This window comes from Chryseobacterium glaciei, from assembly GCF_001648155.1.
In the GTDB taxonomy this organism is placed as follows: domain Bacteria; phylum Bacteroidota; class Bacteroidia; order Flavobacteriales; family Weeksellaceae; genus Chryseobacterium; species Chryseobacterium glaciei.
In genome coordinates, this window is the sequence record NZ_CP015199.1 from 4,249,957 (window position 1) to 4,271,188 (window position 21,232).

23 protein-coding genes are annotated in these 21,232 nt (G+C 32.7%); 5 read left to right on the plus strand and 18 right to left on the minus strand.

Annotated elements, in window-relative coordinates:
- Positions 1 to 16: 16 nt before the first annotated feature.
- The 7 genes from A0O34_RS19180 to A0O34_RS19210 are packed head-to-tail and all read right to left on the minus strand — an operon-like array spanning position 17 to position 5,653.
- A complete protein-coding gene (locus A0O34_RS19180; RefSeq protein ID WP_066758381.1) occupies positions 17 to 1,480 on the minus strand; it encodes a LytTR family transcriptional regulator in 1,464 nt (487 codons plus the stop codon).
- Positions 1,477 to 1,980 carry a hypothetical protein gene (locus A0O34_RS19185; RefSeq protein WP_066758383.1) on the minus strand — a complete coding sequence of 168 codons (504 nt, stop codon included), beginning with the start codon at positions 1,978 to 1,980 and terminating at the stop codon, positions 1,477 to 1,479. The genes A0O34_RS19180 and A0O34_RS19185 overlap by 4 nt, the downstream gene beginning before the upstream one ends.
- A 21-nt stretch (positions 1,981 to 2,001) precedes the next feature.
- Entirely contained in the window at positions 2,002 to 2,796 is a 795-nt protein-coding gene (locus tag A0O34_RS19190) for a caspase family protein (protein ID WP_066758385.1), read from the minus strand.
- A 23-nt stretch (positions 2,797 to 2,819) separates the two neighbouring features.
- Positions 2,820 to 3,425, minus strand: a complete 606-nt coding sequence (locus A0O34_RS19195) for a hypothetical protein (RefSeq protein WP_066758386.1) — start codon at positions 3,423 to 3,425, stop codon at positions 2,820 to 2,822.
- A 5-nt stretch (positions 3,426 to 3,430) separates the two neighbouring features.
- Positions 3,431 to 4,525 carry a hypothetical protein gene (locus A0O34_RS19200; RefSeq protein WP_157886070.1) on the minus strand — a complete coding sequence of 365 codons (1,095 nt, stop codon included), beginning with the start codon at positions 4,523 to 4,525 and terminating at the stop codon, positions 3,431 to 3,433.
- Positions 4,522 to 4,938: a hypothetical protein gene (locus A0O34_RS19205; RefSeq protein ID WP_157886071.1), complete on the minus strand. Its 417-nt coding sequence runs from the start codon at positions 4,936 to 4,938 to the stop codon at positions 4,522 to 4,524. Before A0O34_RS19205 ends, A0O34_RS19200 begins: the two co-directional genes overlap by 4 nt.
- Before the next feature lie 37 nt (positions 4,939 to 4,975).
- Positions 4,976 to 5,653, minus strand: coding sequence for a YEATS-associated helix-containing protein (locus A0O34_RS19210; protein WP_066758389.1), 678 nt, complete (start codon positions 5,651 to 5,653; stop codon positions 4,976 to 4,978).
- Positions 5,654 to 5,936: 283 nt separating this feature from the next.
- Here A0O34_RS19210 and A0O34_RS19215 point away from each other — a divergent pair, with 283 nt between their 5' ends.
- Together A0O34_RS19215 and A0O34_RS19220 are read left to right on the plus strand one after the other, a co-directional pair.
- On the plus strand, positions 5,937 to 6,785 hold the full coding sequence (locus tag A0O34_RS19215) for a helix-turn-helix domain-containing protein (RefSeq protein WP_066758391.1): 849 nt from the start codon (positions 5,937 to 5,939) through the stop codon (positions 6,783 to 6,785).
- 83 nt (positions 6,786 to 6,868) lie between these two features.
- A complete protein-coding gene (locus A0O34_RS19220; protein WP_228394318.1) occupies positions 6,869 to 8,089 on the plus strand; it encodes an MFS transporter in 1,221 nt (406 codons plus the stop codon).
- Positions 8,090 to 8,145: 56 nt separating this feature from the next.
- On the opposite strand, the gene A0O34_RS19225 is transcribed toward A0O34_RS19220, so the two are convergent.
- Together A0O34_RS19225 and A0O34_RS19230 are read right to left on the minus strand one after the other, a co-directional pair.
- Positions 8,146 to 8,730: an LOG family protein gene (locus A0O34_RS19225; RefSeq protein ID WP_066759834.1), complete on the minus strand. Its 585-nt coding sequence runs from the start codon at positions 8,728 to 8,730 to the stop codon at positions 8,146 to 8,148.
- A 243-nt stretch (positions 8,731 to 8,973) separates the two neighbouring features.
- Positions 8,974 to 10,362 (minus strand): MFS transporter, encoded by a 1,389-nt coding sequence (locus A0O34_RS19230; protein ID WP_066758393.1) that lies wholly within the window; start codon positions 10,360 to 10,362, stop codon positions 8,974 to 8,976.
- Between the two features lie 143 nt (positions 10,363 to 10,505).
- Between A0O34_RS19230 and A0O34_RS19235 the strand changes: the two genes are divergently transcribed.
- From A0O34_RS19235 to A0O34_RS19245, 3 genes are all read left to right on the plus strand, one after another.
- Positions 10,506 to 10,976, plus strand: a complete 471-nt coding sequence (locus tag A0O34_RS19235) for an Lrp/AsnC family transcriptional regulator (RefSeq protein WP_066758395.1) — start codon at positions 10,506 to 10,508, stop codon at positions 10,974 to 10,976.
- A 437-nt stretch (positions 10,977 to 11,413) separates the two neighbouring features.
- A complete protein-coding gene (locus A0O34_RS19240; protein ID WP_066758397.1) occupies positions 11,414 to 11,758 on the plus strand; it encodes a mannan-binding lectin in 345 nt (114 codons plus the stop codon).
- A gap of 146 nt (positions 11,759 to 11,904) precedes the next feature.
- Positions 11,905 to 13,110 (plus strand): CynX/NimT family MFS transporter, encoded by a 1,206-nt coding sequence (locus tag A0O34_RS19245; RefSeq protein WP_066758399.1) that lies wholly within the window; start codon positions 11,905 to 11,907, stop codon positions 13,108 to 13,110.
- A gap of 247 nt (positions 13,111 to 13,357) precedes the next feature.
- On the opposite strand, the gene A0O34_RS19250 is transcribed toward A0O34_RS19245, so the two are convergent.
- From A0O34_RS19250 to A0O34_RS19290, 9 genes are all read right to left on the minus strand, one after another.
- A complete protein-coding gene (locus A0O34_RS19250; RefSeq protein ID WP_066758402.1) occupies positions 13,358 to 14,173 on the minus strand; it encodes an alpha/beta hydrolase in 816 nt (271 codons plus the stop codon).
- A 90-nt stretch (positions 14,174 to 14,263) separates the two neighbouring features.
- Positions 14,264 to 14,833 (minus strand): Crp/Fnr family transcriptional regulator, encoded by a 570-nt coding sequence (locus A0O34_RS19255; RefSeq protein ID WP_066758404.1) that lies wholly within the window; start codon positions 14,831 to 14,833, stop codon positions 14,264 to 14,266.
- A gap of 22 nt (positions 14,834 to 14,855) precedes the next feature.
- Positions 14,856 to 15,422, minus strand: a complete 567-nt coding sequence (locus A0O34_RS22450) for a sugar O-acetyltransferase (RefSeq protein ID WP_066758406.1) — start codon at positions 15,420 to 15,422, stop codon at positions 14,856 to 14,858.
- Positions 15,423 to 15,431: 9 nt separating this feature from the next.
- A complete protein-coding gene (locus A0O34_RS22455; RefSeq protein WP_157886072.1) occupies positions 15,432 to 16,139 on the minus strand; it encodes a YetF domain-containing protein in 708 nt (235 codons plus the stop codon).
- Positions 16,140 to 16,418: 279 nt separating this feature from the next.
- The gene (bioA, locus tag A0O34_RS19270; RefSeq protein WP_066758408.1) at positions 16,419 to 17,729 is read right to left on the minus strand and encodes an adenosylmethionine--8-amino-7-oxononanoate transaminase; all 1,311 of its coding nucleotides are present in this window, start codon (positions 17,727 to 17,729) and stop codon (positions 16,419 to 16,421) included.
- A 108-nt stretch (positions 17,730 to 17,837) separates the two neighbouring features.
- A complete protein-coding gene (gene bioB / locus A0O34_RS19275) occupies positions 17,838 to 18,857 on the minus strand; it encodes a biotin synthase BioB (protein WP_066758410.1) in 1,020 nt (339 codons plus the stop codon).
- Positions 18,857 to 19,468 carry a dethiobiotin synthase gene (gene bioD / locus A0O34_RS19280; RefSeq protein ID WP_066758412.1) on the minus strand — a complete coding sequence of 204 codons (612 nt, stop codon included), beginning with the start codon at positions 19,466 to 19,468 and terminating at the stop codon, positions 18,857 to 18,859. Before bioD ends, bioB begins: the two co-directional genes overlap by 1 nt.
- A complete protein-coding gene (locus A0O34_RS19285) occupies positions 19,465 to 20,574 on the minus strand; it encodes an aminotransferase class I/II-fold pyridoxal phosphate-dependent enzyme (protein ID WP_066758414.1) in 1,110 nt (369 codons plus the stop codon). Before A0O34_RS19285 ends, bioD begins: the two co-directional genes overlap by 4 nt.
- Positions 20,567 to 21,190, minus strand: a complete 624-nt coding sequence (locus A0O34_RS19290; protein ID WP_066758416.1) for a hypothetical protein — start codon at positions 21,188 to 21,190, stop codon at positions 20,567 to 20,569. The genes A0O34_RS19285 and A0O34_RS19290 overlap by 8 nt, the downstream gene beginning before the upstream one ends.
- Between the last annotated feature and the right edge of the window lie 42 nt (positions 21,191 to 21,232).

The window sequence follows — 21,232 nt, forward strand, 5'->3', positions numbered from 1 at the left end:
TGAAGTTTGGTTTAAATTACTCAATATTCTTTTTAAAATTTCTAGACAACGGTATTTCTATTTTCCCTTCCAGAAAAACGGAGGCTCCGTTATTGGAAATGATCGAATTTTTGTTAATAATAAAAGATCTGTGAACCTGCGTGAAATTGGGTGGTAATTCTTTAATGATTTCAGAAATTTTACCTCTTACAAATTCTTTCTTCTTCGATGTATAAAGCTGTAAATAATGATCTTCAGCTTTGATATACAAAAGTTCCTTTAAGTAGATTTTTGTTCTGTTTTTCAACACAATATGATCTTCTATGACCAATTGTTTTACTTTTTCCAGCTCCTGAATAGTCTGTGTATGCTCAATTTGCAGAGATTCTTTTTCCAGATCCAGTTTTTTCTTTGTATGGTCTACCCTCTTCCATCGAATGAAGGAATACATAGCGATAAGAAAAACTAATCCTATCAAAACAAAATACAGTATTTTATTTTCCTGGTAACTCATTGCTATTTTTTTTAGGGAGGAGATTTGTTTATCCTTTTCAACTACCTGATATTGGGTATTTATTTGATGAATGGCAATATTTTGTTCTGTATCATTTATTTTTTTGTTCAAATGAGTGTAAAGAGAATCATATTTTTTTCTGTTTGAATGGTCGTTCAGATGGTCATAACTTTCCTTAAACTTCTGGTATAGAAGTCTTTTAGATTTCAATTCGTATTGTTGAATGGGAACTGCTTCAGCTTTCAAAAACCAATAAACAGCTTCATTATATTTTTTTTGAATGAAAAATGAATTTCCATAATTGTAATAAAGAATGAATAATTCATATTTTATTTTATATTTTGTAGCTAGGTCAATTCCCTGAATAAAAAACTTTTCTGCTGTTTGAAAATTATCTTTTGTATAATTAAAAAGTCCGAAATTATTTAAAATTTTAACTCTCGTTTCAAGATCAGTAGAATTTTTGCTGTAAGAATATGCAGTATCTAAAACTTTAACGGCAGCGTTAATAACTTCAACATTTTTTCTTTTATCAAAATCAAATTCATAAAATTTTTCAATTGCTTTTTGATTGTAGGCTAATGCTAATCTTTCATTTGATCTTGTTTTGGAAGCATAATTATAGTAATCATTAAAAAAAGTATATCCATATTTGTCATAGTTTACCTGTGAGGAAATCACTTTATGAATCTCCAGCGACAAATCGTGATACTGATTTTTATAATTTAATTTTCCAAATAGATCCCTGCTTTTCATATAATAGTAAAGCGCAGAGTCTTCCTGATTGAGATATTCAAAATTTTTGCCCAAAACATAGTCGTATTTTGCCAACTCTAGTGAGGATTTTTCGTTGAGAATATTCCTTTTTATTGTGACTATATTTTTGGGGAACTCTTCAAATTTCTGATTCTCGAGATAACCGTTCAGACTCTGAGCTTTAATGATGATTGCAGAAAATATAAGAAGTATATATCTTATTGCTTTCATGGAAGTTCTTCTATTCTCACAACTCCTCCGTCATGTGTTTGGCGCGGAATGGGGCTCATCAAATACTCACACTTGTCATCTACTGGATTATTGGTATTAAACTTTGACCATTCTTTAGAATAATCAAGAAAATTTTCTGCAGTAATAGATGGATCGCAGTCAAATCTTCTAAGTCTTGCTTCGAAATAGGGCATTAGCTTTTCAAAATCTCTATAATCGACTTCATTTAAAAAAGAAACTCTTACGTAATCATCTTTTTTCCATCCTAAGTCATTTTTAATTATAAAACGGAAGGTCAATTCTTCATTACCATCCTCCATACATGGGGTTCCAAGATTATCATTAGAAATATTAATGACAACTCCTTTTAACGATATTCCTGGCTCTACAATGTTGATAATTTTTGCTCTTCTAAATTCAAACGGATTAATGTTTAAAATTCCTTTTAATACGACTTCAAATCTTATGTAATCGTTTTCAATTTTAATTGTACTCATCATGATATTAGTTTTTATGGTTTATTAGCTCTGGCTTAAAACAAGGGTTTTTGTTAGAAAAAATTCTTCATCTAAAAAATTTTGAATATCTCTGTCTATAAATGGCAGGTTATAGGGAAGTGTTTTTTCAACTTCATTTTTAACGGCTTCAAAAAAAGCATTGAAAGTTCCGATAAAATTACCTTCATTATACACCTTTTCAAATGCTTCTGTAAAAGGGCTTAACTGATCTTTAGCCTGACTGTCTTTCGCTACATTCCGATCTTGAGAAGACGAAATATGATTCATCAATATATTTGCTTCCTTAAATTCTTTAAAATGCAATTGAAAGCTATTGAGGTAAGGAGATACATCTTCTAAATAAAGACTAAAACTTTTGCTGATGCTGTAGGTTGTGGTGACAGATTTTTTATTTAAAGTTCCACCATAACAACAGTCGGTTACAAGTACGACTTTAGAATTTTCTGGAAACCACGACCAGCAGTTTTTGAGTTCATCATCTATGAAATACCTATCATATAAAACTGCGATCTGATCATAACCGACATTTTCTTCTCCCGAAATATCTTTAATAGTAAAACCATGTCCGCAATAGGTTACGAAAAAAATATCTTCCGGAGTTATTTTCTTTGAAATAGCTCTAAGAGTATTTAATAAATTGATGCTTGTGGCATTTTTTCCCAACAATTCAATTGCTTCGAAATCATTTTCTTCTGCTATTTTTTTGTAAAATCTTGTACTGGCTTCAGGAGAATTGAGGCTGCTATTACTAATGAGCGAGGTTTCATTTAAACCTATGTGTAACGAATATTTTTTCATGGTATGTAGTTTTTTATTAGTTTTTATCCAAAATCTCTTTCATTCAATAAGGTGTAGGTAAACTTATTTCCGAAAGCATTTCTTGCGTTTTTACATTTAAGCATGAATTCCTGAAAATGTCTTGCATCTGCAAAAACCTGGCATCCGGCTGAAAATTGAGTGTTGTCTGAATTCCAATCTCCATTAAGCGGACCTTTGTGAATATTAATTCCAAACATCCCTGTATCAATTTTTGTTAGATCAACATCTAAATTTCCATTTTTATTATCATCCCGATAGACCTTTACACTTCCTAATCTTTGACAAATTGCATCATATTTTCCCTGATGTTTATCTATACAATGTGTTCCTACATATTGTCCTTCCACTAAAATAGCCGCCCCTTTACTGTTTATAGGGTTTTTCAAATAGTGTATGCTAGGATCTGTGGTTATCGGATAATAATTCACGTGCCAGTTCCCCATAAAGTTATGAAAAACAACTAAAGTATCATCAAATTTTTCATGTCTTAATGCTTTATTTCTTATTCCAACGATGTTGATGTTCCAATCTACTTCGGGAGTGTTGTAAATTCTGTAGTTTTTAGAATTCATAACATTCAAAATGCTGTTGATGTTTGGCTGTATCATGGTGATTAGTTTTTTGTTTTAGGATTGTTTACAAATCCCCAACTAATTCCTAAAAAAGTAATTAAATTGGTATTCGAAATTTCAAAGTTTTTTCCAAATCCTCCATTGAAAGTCAATTCGTTGCTGAATTTCCATTGAATTTGCCCGACAGAGCGATAATCTCCTCCATCACCATTTCTTTTAACATATTCATAAGCTGTTGAAAATTTCTTACTCAAAACAACCTGAAGTTTAAGTCCAAAATCTGTAAATTGACTGGTAGATAGTATTTTATCCTCGATGTAATTATCTTTTAAATATCTTAGAAAAAAGTAGAATTTAAAAAAACGAGTATAGTCTTTATTTAAATTAAAAGATAAACCAAGCGTAGACCAAATTCCATATCTATCCGTTCTGAAAGAAGAAATTCTGTTATTTGGAGATATTGAACTGTAAGCACCAGATACGTCTAGGGTTACCATTGGGTTTTTTAATTGATTTATAAAACTTGACAATTTTTCCTCAACTTTCAATTCCTTTTTAATATTATCCTTTTCTTTTTCAAGTAGTATTGTATATTTTTCATATTCGTCTGTAGTTACAGATGGTTCATCAATCCCTTTTTCTTTAAGTTTTTCTTTAGCCTTTTCAGTTATTTCATCATCATTAGCTATTGTTTCAAACAACTCATGAAGTTCTTTAGGTGAAGAATTGTATAGTGTTAAAATATTTGTTCTTGCCCCAAAGGCTATAGTTGTTGCAGAATCTTTTGGAATAGCATTCAATGAAAGGGTTATTTTACTTAAATTATGAAAACCACTACTTTCATATTTAAAAGTTGAATCTGTATCTTTTAATCCAAAAAACTCATATCCTTCATACTTCTTTTTATTAAGATAATAGAAAGGTGTGACTTCTACAGATAGGTTTGATAAGTTATTGGTATTTAAACTTAGCTGTTTAGGTATAGAGTTTGCAAAAACTATACTTGGGCTGTTATCAAGTAAAGCCATACTAACCGATTGAGTATTATCAATATCTTTTATGCTCAGATCAGTTCCAGATTGCGATTTTATAAGTATGCAACAAAATATAAAAATCGTTTGTATTGTTGTTTTCATATTAAATCTATAATTTTTAATAAAATCACTTTATTTCCTCTTTCACTTTGAATTGGTATCAACTTATCATAAGAATCATAAGTAATATCTCCTTGGCTTCCACCACTAATTTTATAATTAAATTGAAGCAATTTTAAAAGATCTTCCAAATTGTCTTCATCTGCATATCCAATATGTGATTCAATTACAACCGTTCCTTTTTTATGATAAGATTCTGTACCAATCAATGTTTTAGGTATGTTAATCTTGGAATCTTTGGACGATGTAATAGTTGTTTTATGGAGATACAAGTCTCCTATCAGTTTATACTCAAGCTGTAAAAATGTGCGGAGTGGGAATAGTTCGATCACATTAGATAAATTAAAACTAGCATAGATCTTATTGTTCGTTTTCCCTGTTTCATACTTTTCCATAATTCTGATTTTTATTTGGTTATTGTTTTTTAATGATTTATTCCATAATTTTTTCGGCATCTTCAGTTAAAGCCACTGCTTTTTCACCTTTTCGAAGCTCGATTTCTTTTACAAGATTGTTGTTTTTTAGGATTTCGATTTTTTTGTCGATTTCGGTATTGTCTTGATTTACTTCTGTTTTGATGAGGTCAATAGGTCGGAATTTGTTCTCTTTGTTTTTGATAGAGTTCATGATTTCTGTATAATGCGGTGTTTTGAATTTTTCCAACTCGCTAGCATTAATTTGAGGATTACTCTCTGTACTTACGGCGATTGTTTCTACAGTTTTGCTTAGCTGTTCAATTTCAGATTTAACTTGTTTATTATCTTCCTTTAAATTTTGCATTACTCTCCCTGAAATATTATTTAAAAAGTCCAAAGACGCATAAGAAGCAATAATGCAAAATCCGGAAAAGATTAAATAATTGACAGAATGCCCGTCTGTTCCCTTTTTTACAATGTATAAACTACTTATAATATCGCTTGAGACTAAACTAAGAAAAAGAGGTACGGCGATAGAAGCAATAATTCCTAGACAGATATTTTTTGATAAGACGACTCCGCTACAGGTTGTACCTCTCAATGTGTTTCCTACTCCGCCAACAATTCCGCAAATGAGCATGATATAAATTAAATTAATTGTCGGCCCGCTTAAAAAGTTTAGTAAAGTTAACATGGTTATTAGTTTTTGTTTCCTGAGACAAAGTTTGTTATTAATCAGCGCTCTAGCAAATAAATGTCGTGAATGACATGAAAAATAACGTGAATGGTAAGAATGAATTTGATAATTATTAATTCAGATAATAAAACAGAATTTTAAGAAAAAAATATTTGAATTTTGACTTAGCTCAAAAACAAAATCAAGAGAAGTTTTTTGTGATTTTTTAATATTTTGGACTAAAATTTTCTGGGCAATGAGTTCACATTATCATTAAATTTACATTTTCAATATTTCTTTAATGGCAAGAACCGAGATAGCACTTCATAAAGACGAACTCACAACAATCGGAATAGAGATAAGTCCCATTGACGGACTTTGCGATATGTGGCAGACTCCGCATCGGGATGATCATTTTATGTTTATTATCCAGAAAAAAGGGAATTTTCTTTGGGAGCTGGATTTTCGTGAAGTTGTATTGTCCGGACCTTCGATTTGTTATATTGCAACAGGTCAGGTTCACCGTTATTTAGAGTATAAAAATTGTGAAGGTTGGTTTGTTTTTGTCGAAACAGCATTGATTCCCAAGGTTTATCTTGAAGTTTTTAATGCCTGTCAAAATTCTCATCAGATTGCTTCGATAGTAGAAAATCACGATATTTTTTCGTTTATTCCTGTTTTTAAATCTATACTTGAGGATCAAGGCAAGCCGTTTCAAAATATGGTAATAAGTTCATTAACAGACAGTTTAATGGGGATTATCGTGAAAGAATTAATACAGGTGCAGAATTCTGAAGGTTTGATCGGTGGAATAAAGTATAAAACTGTGCTTCAATTCAAACAATTGATACAAACACATTATAAAGAATTCAAACAGGTAAAAGAATATGCTTCTTTGCTAAATATCACCCCATTATATTTAAACGAAATTGTAAAAGAGATCACCGGATTTTCCGCCAGTCATTGGATTCATCAGGAAATAATCATTGAAGCTCAACGTCTTTTATATTATACTGATCTGGATATTAAGCAAATTGCGTTTCAGCTCGGATATGAAGATCATACTTATTTTTCAAGGTTTTTTAAGAAGAATGCGGGATTGACTGCTTCTAAATTTCGTGAACAAAAACCATTGTTTGTCCAATCATAACCTTTGAATAGCTATCGTCTATTCTAGCTTGCCGATCTACTTTTGTATCGTAATTATTTAAAATAAAACATTACGACATGACAATGAAAAATACAAAAGTAGTCACTCAAAATATGGGCTACAGTACTCAACAAGAACAAAAATCACAATTGGTAAAAGTGCTTACTCCGATTGTAATTTCCGTATTTGCGGTTTATCTTACTATTGGTATTGCTTTGGGAGTTTTGCCTGCATTTATAAAAAATGATTTAAAACTAGGAAGCCTTGCCATAGGAGCTGTGATCGGACTTCAATCTTTAGCTACTTTACTCACGCGTGCCTACGCCGGAAAAATTACAGATACTTTGGGTGCAAAAATCAGTAATCATAGGGGTGTGATCATGGTTTTGCTTACCGGAATATTATATATTTTAGGAAGTTATTTCGTTAATATTCCTCTTTTAGCGATCGGATTAATTCTAATTTCCAGAATCATTCACGGAATATCTGAAAGTATGCTGGTCACAGGCTCGTTAACGTGGGGAATTGGTTTGCTTGGTCCTCAAAATTCCGGAAAAGTAATGACTTGGAACGGGATCGCAATGTATGCAGGAATTGCCATAGGTGCTCCTTTAAGTATATGGCTGGGCAGTAGATTTGGAATTATGGTTCCTTTTATTTTAATCATCATATTATCTTTGATAAGTTGGTTGTCAACAGCTAAACTTCCTACACTTGCTGTGGATGCTTCTCATATCAGAACACCTTTTTATAAAGTAATCGGAAAGGTATCAGATCAAGGATTAGCGCTTGCTTTTTCGTCTATGGGATTTGCGTGTATAGCGTCTTTTATTGCTTTATTATTTGCAGAAAGAAATTGGGGCGATGCTTCTTTAGGATTTATTTGCTTTGGCGGATTTTACGTTCTTACCCGTTTATTTTTCTCTTCCTTTCCGGATAAATATGGAGGTTATAAAGTGGCTTTAGTTTCCTTTGTAATCGAGATTATCGGACAACTTTGTATTGGATTTTCTACTTCAGGCTGGATGGCAATAGTTGGTTGTGCACTTACCGGAATTGGATTTTCTTTAGTATTTCCTGCGTTGGGAGTGTTGGCAATCAAAAAAGTTACGCCACAGATGAGAGGTACAGCTTTGGGAGCGTATGCTGCTTTTTTCGATCTTTCATTGGGATTAGCCGGACCGATTGCAGGGATCATTGCAGGATGGTTTAGTTATCAATCCATTTATATATTTGGTGCAGTAAGCTGTTTATTGGCTTTCTTAGTACTGCTGATTAAGCAAAAGAATTATAAATCTAATTAATTTTTACAGGCAAAAAATAAAATAGGATGCGTATTACTACATATCCTATTTTTTAATTAGACTTTATCTTTCGAGATCCATTTATCAACTTTTGGAGCTTCGTAGTTTTTTATTTTATTTAAAAGAGATTCTATATTTTCATCTACGATCAGCATTTTTTGGTTAATTTCTTTCAGAAAACCTTTGTCAACCATGGTCTGAATCATATTTAATAATTCAGTATAAAATCCATTGATATTTAAAATCGCGATGGGTTTCTGATGCAATCCCAATTGAGCCCAAGTTATCATTTCAAAAAACTCTTCCAACGTTCCGTAACCTCCAGGCAAAACGATAACGCCATCTGAAAGTTCATTCATTTTGGTTTTTCGTTCGTGCATTGTTTCTACTAATATCAGTTTGGTAAGATGTTTGTGAGCGATTTCTTTTCCTTGTAAAAAATGAGGCAAAATACCAATGGCTTCTCCGTTATTTTCCATCACTCCATTAGCTACGGTTCCCATCAAACCTGTGATGGCACCGCCATAAACCAATCCGATTTTTTGGGTAGCTAATTGTTTTCCCAATTCATAAGCCTGCTCTTCATAAATTTTATCTGTTCCAAAACTTGATCCGCAGAATACGGTGAGTCGTTTTATCATTTCTTTAATTTTAAACGTTTGAAAATCAATAATATTAAATTTTGTTTTACTTATATAAACGAAGTGCCTTTGTTTTTCTTTAGTCAAGAAATTTATTATTTAAAATTCTTTGTTTATCCTTGCGATAATTTTAAACACAAAGCAACACAAAGATCTGATGAGCAAGAATTAAAAATTAAGATAGACAAAGCCGTTTCACTTATTTTTGAAAAACAAAATGAAAAATGTACAACGGTAAATATATTAAGATATCGCCATTTCTGCTCTCTTAGTTTTCACTTCTTTTACGACTAAATAAGTCAATATTCCGATTGCGCAAACCGCATAAGCTGTTAAAATTCCCAAGCTTAAATTCCCAACCGCCCATTTTGATGGGAAGATTTGGCTCATTAAACTCATAAATGATAAACCTATTCCTGCGCCCAGAAAATAACTCGTGCTTGTTAAACTGGAAGCCACTCCATAATCTGAAGATTGTACATCTTGGATGCCTAAAATTGATAAACTTGTAAAGCAAAACGTCATTCCAACTCCTGAAATACACGCTGCGCCGATTAAAACACTTGTTAACGGATGACCAATATAAACGGATATAAATAAAGATAAGGCTCCTATCAACATAAAACTCCATCCAAAAACTCCCATTTGAGAAGGATTCATTTTTTTTGAAATATGAGGCAGAACAAATTTAGAAATCAAAGCAGACATCAAACTAAACGGAACCAACATTAATCCCGCTGAAGCAGCGCTGTGATTCATATCTTTCTGCAGCATCAGAGAGATCAAGAATAAAAATGAAATAAAAAAAGCTCCCAAAGCAAAAAACGTAATATTCGAAATCACTAAAGATCTGTGTTTGAATAATTGCAGATCAATTAAAGGCTGTGCAACCGTTTTTAAACGATAAAATACAACTCCCAAAATAGCAAATGAAATCGCTAAAGAACCAATAACCTGAATCGGCTGTTCTTTGATATGAAATAATTCGTGGGTTCCGTAAGTTAACGTTAACAGTCCCAAAACAAGGAGAATCCCAGATATGGCATCTGTTTTTTGAACGTTTGTATTCTTCTCATCCTTAGGTAGATATTGATACGAAAGAACAAGAGTCACCAAAAGAATCGGAACATTAATAAGGAAAACCCAATGCCAGCTCATATAAGTGCTGATGATACCTCCAATGGACAATCCACTACCCGATCCGATCGCGGCAAATGAACTGAAAACGCCTAAAGCACGGTTTCTTTCCTGATTTTCTCTGAACGTGTTCGTGACAATTGACAAGGCTGAAGGCATGATAAATGCAGCTCCCAATCCTTGCAAAGCACGGAATATGGCTAAAACCTGGAAATTGGTTGAAAGCCCAGCACCTAAAGACGTTAACATGAAAATCAATCCGCCAATAAGAAATATCTTTTTTCGTCCGATTTGATCGGATAATTTCCCGCCAATAATTAAAAATCCGCCAAAAAACAGAACATATAAAGTTTGTAACCACTGAACAGTATCCGCTCCAATACCGAATTGCTCCTGAATGGAAGGGATTGTAAGGTTAATGATAGCGATATCAAGGGCTTCCACAAAAGTTCCTATCGAAGCTAAAATTAATATCAGGTTTTTTCTTGTTGGCATAATCTTCAAAATTTCTGGCAAAATTACTATTATTAGAACATTTTTAAAAATTATGTACTAAATTTGGAACAAATATTCTTTTAATCGATTAATTAAGAACAAATGTTCTTTTAATTGAATTTTAAACCTTTAAAATAGAACAAATGGCAACCGAAAATTATTCAGTCGACGAAAAAGACCTTTCTATACTACGTTTATTGCAGAAGGATGCGAAATTAAGCATCAGAGATATTTCGGCAAGAATTAACCTGAGTCCTACTCCAACGCATGAACGCATCAAACGTATGGAAAAGTTGGAAATCATTAAAGAATACACCGCAATTGTTGACCGTAAGAAAGTGAATAAAGGCATGATGGTCGTTTGCATGATTGCTCTAAATGCCCATAACAAAAGTGTTGCAACGAAATTCATAGAACAGGTAAGCAAACTTAAAGAAGTCGTTGAATTCTATAACATCAGTGGTGAGTTTGATTTTATGTTGAAAATTTTAGCACCAAATATGGATGAATTTCATGAATTTTTTGTGAATCAGCTTTCAGAGATTGAGGGAATCGGGCAAACCAAAAGTATTTTTGTAATGAACAGTATCAAAGAAAGTTCTCAAATACTTTAATTTTTTTTGCAATAAACAATAGTTCCTATATCAAGTGATTTATGAATTTTGATTAATTTTAATAATCTGATTGACTGTTATTTATGAATTAATTTTTATAATACATGCTATTTGAATTAAGAAAATAATGTAAATATTTTAATCTATTTCGCTAGATAAAATAAATATTTCAATCAATTATGTAAATTTTATATGAAACCTAATATAATTTCCTATATTTGCGGATCGAAATAATTTTTTTTCATCATTTGTGTTTTTTTAGACCTCCTTTTTGGAGGTCTTTTTTTTATTTTAGATTTAAATATAAACTATTAGTATTTAGTACATTATGATCTGCGTATAAATACTGAAAATAAAAAATAGTATTTTCTACGCTATATTATATCTCAATTAAGTGACAACTTTGTAATGGTTAAACAACTTAAAAACATTACACCATGTCAAATTTCAAAATTAACATCATTGCCGGACCACTTTGGAGCAATGACGAAGCACAAAAATTAGGAGGTCGTATCGCAGCGGCACATTTAGGAAAGTTTACCGGACAATGGAGCACCATTGTTGAGGGAGAAATGAGTGTTATCGAAGTTGAGCTGAATACTCAGCCAACGGGAGATAGCGAGTATACATTAGACGTTCTTGCTGGTCCTATCTGGAGTATCGAGGATGCTAAAGAAGTTTGTCCTGCAATATGTGCGTCTTACGGAGGTACGTGGAACGGACAATGGACTACAGTCGTAGAAGGCAAAATGAGCGTTTGCGGTTGCGTGTTCAAATTCTAGAATAATTAAAACTATTATGAATCTCCGAGGTAACTTGGAGATTTTTTTTGTTTTTAGGATATAATTTTTTGTCGTTTCAGATTAAAATATTGGCAAACTTAAGCAAACTGACAGTATTAATTTTGCATCAAAATAATTCTGTTACCATGACAAAGACTGAAAAAAGAAAAAATGCTTCATATATTTTATTGATCATTAATGTGTTGATAGTGATTTTAGTATCAAGCAACTTACGATCACCTATCATTTCTGTGGCTCCAGTGTTGAGCGATGTACGGGAAGCTTTTGGGTTGGATAATTTCCAAGTGAGTATGCTGACCTCTATTCCACTATTTATGTTTGCGACTTGTTCGGTTTTGGTGAGCCGATTTTCACATAAATTCAGTATCAGTCGGTTTTTAATGTATTCATTAATTATTTTGAGCTTTGGTTTGTTTTTAAGAATTACAGGTTCTCTATGGATGCTGTTTTTAGGATCAATATTTATAGGCTTAGGAATTTGTATAGGAAATGTAGTAACTCCGGGATATATTAAGAATAATTTTCCGAAGCAGATCGGTTTGATGACTGGAATTTTTGCAGTATCAATGAATCTTACGGCTGCCTTGGCTTCAGGTTTCAGTGTTAGAATCGGGGAATGGACAGGTTTTGGATGGCGCGGTTCACTCGGAATTTGGTTGGTGATTGCGGTGTTGGGACTTATAGTTTTAACTCTTGAAATTTTATTCAATAAAAAGAATGCAGAACAAACGAAAAACGCTTTAAGTGTTTCAGATTTTAATATGTTTAAATCTTCCCAAGCCTGGAGCATCAGTGCTTTTATGGGATTACAATCTTTATTTTATTATTGTCTGATGACATGGCTTCCATCGTTGCTGACCGATTTTAATATGCAGGCAGAAAGTACGGGCTGGGTTCTTTTTGTTATCCAGATCACCATGATTCCGGTTGCTTTTTGTTGTCCCATTATTGCAAGTAAAATGAAAGATCAGAGAATATTAATCGTTTTTATTTGTGTTTTAATGTTTGCTAGTACGATGATGTTTGTCTGGCTGCAATCTCAATGGATTTATGTAAATGCTGTCATTATTGGGATTTCGAACGGATTGTCTTTTAGTTTATCTATTTTATTCTTTTCAACAAGAACAAAAAACAGCGCGAATGCGATCAAAATTTCAGGAATGGCTCAATCTATAGGATATCTGATTGCCGCATTTGGTCCGCCAGTTTTCGGAAAATTACATGATTGGGATGTTTCTTGGAAAAGTTCTTTTTACTTTTTAAGTGTTGCGGTGATTCTGATGTTCTATTTTGGAATGAAGGCTGCGAAAAATAAAAGTGTTGAGGATTAATTTGAATAAAATTACCCATAAAAGATCAACGGATGATAGTAATAAAATTAATTTTAAACGCAAAGTTTTAATATAAACATATTATTTTTAGTGAGCAAAGAGATGTGACAGAGTCGCTGATGAAGGTAGCTTCTTAAGAATCAATTATATTGATTCAATTCTTTGCTCTCTTTTAAATATATAAAATTCTAAAAATCTTTGCGTTAAAAAACATTTAATTTATTCTTGAATTTCTAGATTCACAATTCTATTTATTATCAAAATATCTATTAAATAAAGAAAGTTGATTAGATAAAGATTGACTCCAATAATTGGCATTATGGTCACCAATAGATTCTATATAAAGATGTTGGATTTTTTGATCAGTTAATTTTTCATGAAATTTTCTGTTTTGCATGATCATTTGTTGATCGTCGGTTCCGCAATCAAAAATATAGTTTTGTTGTGCGGTTTTCATAAGCTCTACTTTATTATCTGTTAAATATTTTGGATCTAATGATTCTAAAGAACCTAATACTTTATCAACCTGATAATGTTTATATCCTTCCCCAAAAGATGTAAAATCTAATGCGCCGCAAGAACTTCCTACAACTCCGAAAGTATTATGATAAGTTACTCCGATATTCACAGCGCCATAGCCACCCATACTCCATCCCAGGATTCCTCGGGATTGTTTTTCTTTTTTGGTAGGATAATTCTTGTCGATAAAATCTACCAATTCTTTACCAATAAAAGTTTGATATTGAGAGTCTTTAAGAACCGGACTGTCTACATACCAGCTATTATAATTTCCATCAGGCAAAATATAGATCGTATTGTATTCCTGTGCTTTTTTGCTTAAACCCGGAAGGTCTTCTTTCACAGTTCTGTCGGGATTTCCACTATAACCGTGAAGGATATATACCGTTTTATAATTTGTAGCCGGTTTTAGATCGGGAGTGATGATGATTGCCTTAATATTTTTATTCATTGCGGGACTAAAAACCTCTTTATGAGTAATTTTTTGAGCAGATATTTCAGCAAAACTAATTGTTGTGCATAAAATGATTATTAACTTTTTCATGTGGTAAAAATGTTTAATTAGTGATTAATATTACACTGCAAAATTGCAAGAGATAAAACAGAAAAGCATCAACATATGTTGACGCTTCTTTTATTTTAATTCTTTTCTTATTCTGCTCAGTTGAGTGGGTGTAACTCCCAGATAAGAAGCAATATGATGCTGTTTCAGCCGATTGTACAAAGATTTATTCTTCAATAAAGACAAATAACGCTGCTTTGCGGTTTCGTATTTTAAAGATATTTCCAGCGGTTCTTTTTTTACGACCCAGTTTTTCTCAAGATAATGCATATGGAATAATGCAAGATCGTGATGTTTATTTAATAATTTTCTATACTCTTTTGCTGAATATTTTATAACCTTACAGTCTTCTAATGCAATGATATTAAAATCACTAGGTTCATTTTTTATGATCGCGGAAGTGGAGGCAACAAAGCTATTTTCCTCAAAAAATATCTTATAAACAGAATCTCCGTTTTCATTGTTTGTGTAATATCCTATCAATCCTTTTTGTAAGAAATAATAGTATTGAGCCATCATTCCCGATTCCAAGATCAATTCGTTTTTATGATAGATCTCTTCAGTGCAAATCTTTGATAAATCTGTAATTGTTTCCTGTGATATTGGATGATAAAGGTTAATATGTTCTAAGAATTCTTTCAATGTAATTGACTTAAATTAATAATTAATCATTTTCCGTGATCTCTCTTAAAACTTTACAAGGATTTCCGAAAGCAATCACATTATCCGGAATGTCTTTGGTAACAACACTTCCAGCGCCAATAATAGAGTTATTTCCAATAGAAACTCCGGGTAAAACGACTACATTTCCGCCAAACCAAACGTTATCGCCAACAGAAATTGGATGAGCATATTCCAAGCCTTCGTTTCTTTGAATAGCATTAATGGGATGTCCTGCGGTGTAAAAACTACAGTTCGGACCAACGAAAACATTATCTCCAAAACTAACTTTAGCGCAATCGAGAATCACAAGATTATGATTGGCATAAAAATTCTCTCCAAGCTCAATATTATAGCCGTAATCGCACCAAAATGGCTGTTCAATTAAAAACTGCTCTTTTGAATGTTTGATAATTTGTTTTATCAACTCGTTTCTCTTTTCTGTATCAGAGTTTTTGGTTTGATTGTATTCGTGGCACAAATCTTTGCATTTCACTCGTTCATCAATTAATTCCTGATCATAATTGGCATTATATAAAAGTCCTTGTGCACATTTTTCTTTTTCTGTCATATTCTTTATTTAGGTAACTCTTTTTTTATTGCTTGCGGGGATCCACTCATTTTTTTTGCATTTTGAGCATTTGCGGGTGTCTCCGGGAGTTTTGATTTCTGTATGTCCGCAGAAAGTACAAGCGTAATAATCGTCTTTTTCTATCTTTTTTAAAGGCTTTTCTAAAGAATTCGGCATGATTGGTAGGCCAAATTTTACATCTTTATCTTCATAAAAGAAAACACTGATCTCTCCAGAAATTTCTTCGATCGCAGTTTCAACCTGACCTAATTGCGAAACACCTCTCAATCGTAATTCAGCAAAAAATTCATCACTTCCTAGATTTTCCTTTTTAAAATTATCTATTGCAAATTCGCCATTTTCAATTAAACAAATGGATTTTCCTTCAAGCAATTGTTCAAAGCCTTTATATTTTCCGATAAAATGGGTGATAATACTGTAAAGTAAAATAATAACAAAAAAAACAATGATGGATGAAATAATTCCCACATCTTTATTAAACATTGGGTCTCCGGCCGCCGAACCTAACCCGATAATCACCACAAGTTCAAATAACGAAAGTTGCTTCACTCCCCTTTTTCCTAAGATTCGTAATCCGATAATGATGGTTAAAAACATGATTGCTGTACGCAATATGATTTCTAGAATGAATGACCATTCTTCATGACCCATTAATAATTCTTTCCAGTTAAGATTTAATAAAAATGTCGATAACATAGAAAATTATTTATAGTGACGAGTTCAAAAAATACGCCAATCAATCATAGAATTTGTTTTAAACAATATAAAAAAGTTTCGAGGAAAATGGGGAAGAGAATATTTTTGTTAGATAATCGCAAAGGTGTAAAGATTCTCACTTTATAATCTTTTAATTTCCATTAAGTTCGTGATTTATGCATAATCAATTTTATCATAGATAAAATCCTTGCGCTTTAAAAACAATATTCTTAATTAAAATTGCGTCTTTGCGATTTTCCAACTATAAAAAGTAAAATTTTAAACAAATTTTTGATTAAAACTTGCATTTGTTTCTTCTTCAATTTTAAATCTATCCAAAACCTCCAGAATATTTTTATAGATAAAATTCAATTCCTCTGAAGTAATGCAGTAAGGCGGAACCAAATACATCACATTTCCCAAAGGTCGCATGATAATTCCTCTCGACAGAAATTCATCATACAACATCTTTCCTATTTCATTAAAATAAGAAGTTCCTTGATCATTTTTAAACTCCCAAGCCAAAATTGTTCCTGTCTGACGAACATTTTCAACATTCGAATGTTGCTTTAAAATAGCTGAAAACTGAAAATGCTGTTCAGAAATCCGCTGAATATTGTTTTGTGTTTCTTCATTTAATAACAATTCCATACTCGCCAAAGCGGCTGTACAAGACAACGGATTGGCGGTAAAAGAGTGCCCGTGAAACAAAGTTTTATATTTATCATCTGACAAAAAAGCATTGTAAATTTCATTGGAGCAGGTGGTGATTCCCATCGGTAAAGTTCCGCCCGTCAATCCTTTAGAAAAGCACATAATATCAGGATTTTCTGAAAGATGATTGGCTGCAAACAGTTTCCCTGTTCGTCCAAAACCAGTAAAGACTTCATCCTGAACCATTAAAATTTCTTGTTCTCTGCAAAATTTCATTAATTCATCCAAATTTTGAGCTTCATACATCAACATTCCTGCAGCACCCTGAATTAAAGGCTCGTAGATAAAACACGCTATTTCATCAGCACAATTTTTAATCTGATTTTTTATGCTTTCCAGATTTTCAGAAGTTGGAGTATCGATGAAAATAACTTCAAACAACATTTCTCCGAAAGGTTTTGTCCAGACACTTCTTCCGCTCACAGACATGGCGCCAAAAGTATCTCCGTGATAGGCATTTTTAAAAGCTAAAATTTTAGTCTTTTCTTTTCCTTTATTATAGCAAAACTGAATACACATTTTCAACGCTACTTCCACGGCTGTCGAACCATTGTCAGAATAAAAAACTTTCTGCTGATTATTCGGAAGCAATTGCAATAGATTTTCGGAAAGTTGTATAGCCGGTTCATGCGTAAAACCGGCAAAAATAACTTGTTCTAATGTATTCAACTGCTCGGAAACACGTTGTGCAATATAAGGATGCGCGTGCCCATGCAAAGTCACCCACCATGAAGAAACTGCATCAATATATTGCTTTCCCTCATTGTCATAAAGATGAACACCTTTTCCTCTAACGATGGGAATGGTGTCGTTGGCAGTTTTCATTTGGGTGTACGGATGCCAGTTGACGGCCTTGTCGCGTTCTTGTAAATTCATAAGTAATGGGTAATTGGTAATGAGTAATTTTGTGAATCGTCAATAGTGAATTGTGAATTATCCAAGCTTATATTGACAATTGAGTATTCACAATTCATAATTTTAAAATTAGACTAAGCTTGTTTTCCAGGTTTCAAACTGATCCATCACTTTTTCTGTTTCTCTTTTCATAGGTTTTAATCCCAAAGTTTGCAGCATCTGCATGTCTTCTGAAACTCCCGGATTTGGCGTTACCAATAAGGTTTCTCTTTCTCCTGTGAAGATCGAATTCGCACCTGCCATGAAGCACCAGCCTTGTTCAAACTCTGTCATTTCAATTCTTCCTGCGCTCAAACGAACCATTGAAGAGGGCATTACTATTCTTGCAGTGGCGATCATTCTTACCATTTCCCAAGTATCCGTTTTTTCATTATTTTCAAGTGGAGTTCCTGCTACTCTTGCTAATGCGTTGATTGGAACTGATTCAGGATGTTTTGGCATTGTGGCTAAGGTTAAAAGCATTGAAATTCTGTCCTTATGACTTTCTCCAAGACCAATAATACCTCCTGAGCAAACCGTAATTCCTACTTTTCTGACATTATTGATAGTGTTGATTCTATTATCAAAAGTTCTGGTAGAAATAATCTCTTCATAATACTGTTCTGAAGTGTCCAGATTATGATTGTAAGCGTACAAACCAGCTTCCTGCAAACGAATGGCTTGATCTTCTGTTAGCATTCCTAACGTGCAGCAAACTTCAAGGCCAAGATCATTAACACCTTTTACCATATCAATCACGCGATCAAAATCACGGTTATTTCTTACTTCTCTCCAGGCTGCAGCCATACAAAAACGGGAAGAACCATTGTCTTTTGCTTTTTGGGCATGAGCAATTACGGTTTCCGTTGGTAATAAAGCCTGAACTTTAATATTCGTATGATAACGTGCAGCTTGTCCGCAATATGAACAATCTTCAGTACAACCACCTGTTTTTATAGATAATAATGTTGACATCTGTACTTCTTCCGGATTGTGCCACTCGCGATGAACGGTTGCTGCTTTATAAATTAATTCAAGTAAAGGCTGATGATAAATTTCTTCTATTTCTTCTTTGGTCCAATCATTTCTAATTTCTGTTTTTTTATCCATTATTCTAAATTTGTTAATTGTTTTGTACTTTTTTCTATATTTTCTTTTGTTATATTTTCAATGTCTGGAATCCTTATTATTTCGGTTTCCGGTTGAATGTTTTCACAAATGATCCTTTCTGTATCAGATGGAAAAGTTCCGTTAAGAATCAAATATTTTAGGTTAATTTTTTTTTGGTTTAAAGCCATGATCGATAATAAAGTATGATTGATGCATCCTAAATAATTTCTCACTACCAAAGCCACGGGAAGTTGTAATTTTTCAATTAAATCGATGATGAATTCTTTGTTATTTAATGGAACCATTAATCCTCCGGCTCCTTCTATAATTAGATTATTCTGAGTTTCGGGAAGTTTAAATTCATTTAAATCAATTGTAATTCCTTCTTCTTTTGCAGACTGATGTGGTGAAGCTGCCAATTGTAATCGATAAGTTTCAGGATGAATAACTATATTTTCACCAACCCAATCTTGAATTTTCATGCTATCTGAAAAATGTAAATCTCCAGACTGAATTGGTTTCCAGTAATCAGTATTAAAATATTTCGTTAAAATTGCCGAACAAACGGTTTTTCCTACTTCTGTTCCGATTCCGGTTACAAATAATTTCATGTAAATTCTTTAATAATTTTCGTTAGCTGTATAATTTCTTCTTCTGTATTAAAGCTGTGCAGACAAATTCTCAATCTTTCCGTTCCTTCTTTTACGGTTGGACTATAAACTGCATAGGTTAAAAATCCTTCATTCAATAAAGTTTCCTTTAAAGTTCTCAATTGATGATTATCCGGAATTACAATCGCCTGAATCGGACTGTTTTCAAAAGAAGGAGTTTTCAAATTTTGTCGCCGAAAAATTTTAATATTCTCTTGGAGTTTTATTGATAATTTTTCATTTTCTTTTAAAAATTCATAACCTGTTTTTATACTCATCCACTGTATATTCTGAGCCGAAGTTGTATAGATAAAAGGAGAGGCAAAATTGATGAGATAAGACTTCACAATCTCTTCACAAAGTATTGCGGCTCCATGAGCTCCAAATGCTTTTCCATACGTAATAACGGTTGTTAAAACTCGATTCTGTAATTGATATTTCTCAACCAAACCATATCCAAAAACACCAAAAGCATGCGCTTCATCCACAATTAAGCTGCCTTTATATTTTTCTACAATTTGAATGATTTCCTTAATGGGCGCCACATCGCCATCCATCGAGTACAAGCTTTCTATAGCGACATAACAGTTTCCGTTTTGCTTTTTTAAAACCTGTTCTAAATCTTCAACATCATTATGCTTAAATTTCAACTTTTTCGCATGCGACATTTTACAGGCATCATGTACAGAACGATGAATTTTTTCATCAACAATAATCGTATCGTGTCGGGTTGGGAGTGTTGAAAATAAAGCCAAATTTGCATTATAGCCTGAAGAAAAAAGTAAAGCAGAAGAATAGTTGTGTTCTTTTGCAATATAATTTTCGGTTTCAATAACGGTCGAACTGTTTCCGCTTATCAATCTTGAACCTGTACTTCCGGAGAGTAATTGAGGATTTTCTATAATTTGTTTTAATAATAAATTTTGCAATTCACTATTTCTCGCTAATCCCAAATAGTCATTAGAATAAAAATCTATTCCTTCGGATTTTGGCCGTAAAATTCTCAAAGTCCCTTCTTCTCTTCTTTTTTCTAAAGCTTCCTGAAAATGGTTGAAATTTTTAAGCATAATTAAACTTTGCAACTTCCTCAATGATCGCGTTGATCCATTGGTTATGAAGTTCATGTTCTATTTTTAAAATATTTTCAGCGTGAGGTTTCCAATTTTCAGAAAATTCGTCAAGTTGATTGATCATTTCCTCCAAATGCCCTTCTTCTTCTAGAATTATTGATTTAACCATGATTTTAGAAGACGTTTTTGTCAGAATATCCTGATAAACAGGATATAATTCATCGGCACGAACTTCAATTGCATAAGTCACAAAAAGATAGGCTGCATATTTCAACTCTTCTTTTGTTAAGCTGAAATTATTCTGAAGATATTTACAAGCTTTAACATCCAAAGAATGAAGATATTGTCGTGTTGCAATTGATGCTAAAAGTTCTTTCTCTTCATAGGTTTTGCATAAATCGGAATCCAATTTTCCGATTTGTTTTTTAAGATAATAAGCATGGCGATGCTCTTCTGCAGCGTGTTTTAGTTGTATTAAACTTACTTTCGTCGGATGTTCACAGGCAGAGATTTTTCTCGCTCCTGCATTTTCCATGAAAGAAAGGGTGTTCAGCCACTTGGCATGCGTTTCATTATCCTGTACAATTCTTTCGAGTAGATTGTAGAATTCCATAGATTTTTATTTTATGGTTCAAATGTAGTATATTGCCGGATG

What these genes read in the sequence shown, in the direction of transcription:
- A0O34_RS19180 (WP_066758381.1), bottom strand. Translation starts at nt 1,480, where the DNA reads ATGAAAGCAATAAGATATATACTTCTTATATTTTCTGCAATCATCATT.
- A0O34_RS19185 (WP_066758383.1), bottom strand. Translation starts at nt 1,980, where the DNA reads ATGATGAGTACAATTAAAATTGAAAACGATTACATAAGATTTGAAGTC.
- A0O34_RS19190 (WP_066758385.1), bottom strand. Translation starts at nt 2,796, where the DNA reads ATGAAAAAATATTCGTTACACATAGGTTTAAATGAAACCTCGCTCATT.
- A0O34_RS19195 (WP_066758386.1), bottom strand. Translation starts at nt 3,425, where the DNA reads ATGATACAGCCAAACATCAACAGCATTTTGAATGTTATGAATTCTAAA.
- A0O34_RS19200 (WP_157886070.1), bottom strand. Translation starts at nt 4,525, where the DNA reads ATGAAAACAACAATACAAACGATTTTTATATTTTGTTGCATACTTATA.
- A0O34_RS19205 (WP_157886071.1), bottom strand. Translation starts at nt 4,938, where the DNA reads ATGGAAAAGTATGAAACAGGGAAAACGAACAATAAGATCTATGCTAGT.
- A0O34_RS19210 (WP_066758389.1), bottom strand. Translation starts at nt 5,653, where the DNA reads ATGTTAACTTTACTAAACTTTTTAAGCGGGCCGACAATTAATTTAATT.
- A0O34_RS19215 (WP_066758391.1), top strand. Translation starts at nt 5,937, where the DNA reads ATGGCAAGAACCGAGATAGCACTTCATAAAGACGAACTCACAACAATC.
- A0O34_RS19220 (WP_228394318.1), top strand. Translation starts at nt 6,869, where the DNA reads ATGAAAAATACAAAAGTAGTCACTCAAAATATGGGCTACAGTACTCAA.
- A0O34_RS19225 (WP_066759834.1), bottom strand. Translation starts at nt 8,730, where the DNA reads ATGATAAAACGACTCACCGTATTCTGCGGATCAAGTTTTGGAACAGAT.
- A0O34_RS19230 (WP_066758393.1), bottom strand. Translation starts at nt 10,362, where the DNA reads ATGCCAACAAGAAAAAACCTGATATTAATTTTAGCTTCGATAGGAACT.
- A0O34_RS19235 (WP_066758395.1), top strand. Translation starts at nt 10,506, where the DNA reads ATGGCAACCGAAAATTATTCAGTCGACGAAAAAGACCTTTCTATACTA.
- A0O34_RS19240 (WP_066758397.1), top strand. Translation starts at nt 11,414, where the DNA reads ATGTCAAATTTCAAAATTAACATCATTGCCGGACCACTTTGGAGCAAT.
- A0O34_RS19245 (WP_066758399.1), top strand. Translation starts at nt 11,905, where the DNA reads ATGACAAAGACTGAAAAAAGAAAAAATGCTTCATATATTTTATTGATC.
- A0O34_RS19250 (WP_066758402.1), bottom strand. Translation starts at nt 14,173, where the DNA reads ATGAAAAAGTTAATAATCATTTTATGCACAACAATTAGTTTTGCTGAA.
- A0O34_RS22450 (WP_066758406.1), bottom strand. Translation starts at nt 15,422, where the DNA reads ATGACAGAAAAAGAAAAATGTGCACAAGGACTTTTATATAATGCCAAT.
- A0O34_RS22455 (WP_157886072.1), bottom strand. Translation starts at nt 16,139, where the DNA reads ATGTTATCGACATTTTTATTAAATCTTAACTGGAAAGAATTATTAATG.
- bioA (WP_066758408.1), bottom strand. Translation starts at nt 17,729, where the DNA reads ATGAATTTACAAGAACGCGACAAGGCCGTCAACTGGCATCCGTACACC.
- bioB (WP_066758410.1), bottom strand. Translation starts at nt 18,857, where the DNA reads ATGGATAAAAAAACAGAAATTAGAAATGATTGGACCAAAGAAGAAATA.
- bioD (WP_066758412.1), bottom strand. Translation starts at nt 19,468, where the DNA reads ATGAAATTATTTGTAACCGGAATCGGAACAGAAGTAGGAAAAACCGTT.
- A0O34_RS19285 (WP_066758414.1), bottom strand. Translation starts at nt 20,574, where the DNA reads ATGCTTAAAAATTTCAACCATTTTCAGGAAGCTTTAGAAAAAAGAAGA.
- A0O34_RS19290 (WP_066758416.1), bottom strand. Translation starts at nt 21,190, where the DNA reads ATGGAATTCTACAATCTACTCGAAAGAATTGTACAGGATAATGAAACG.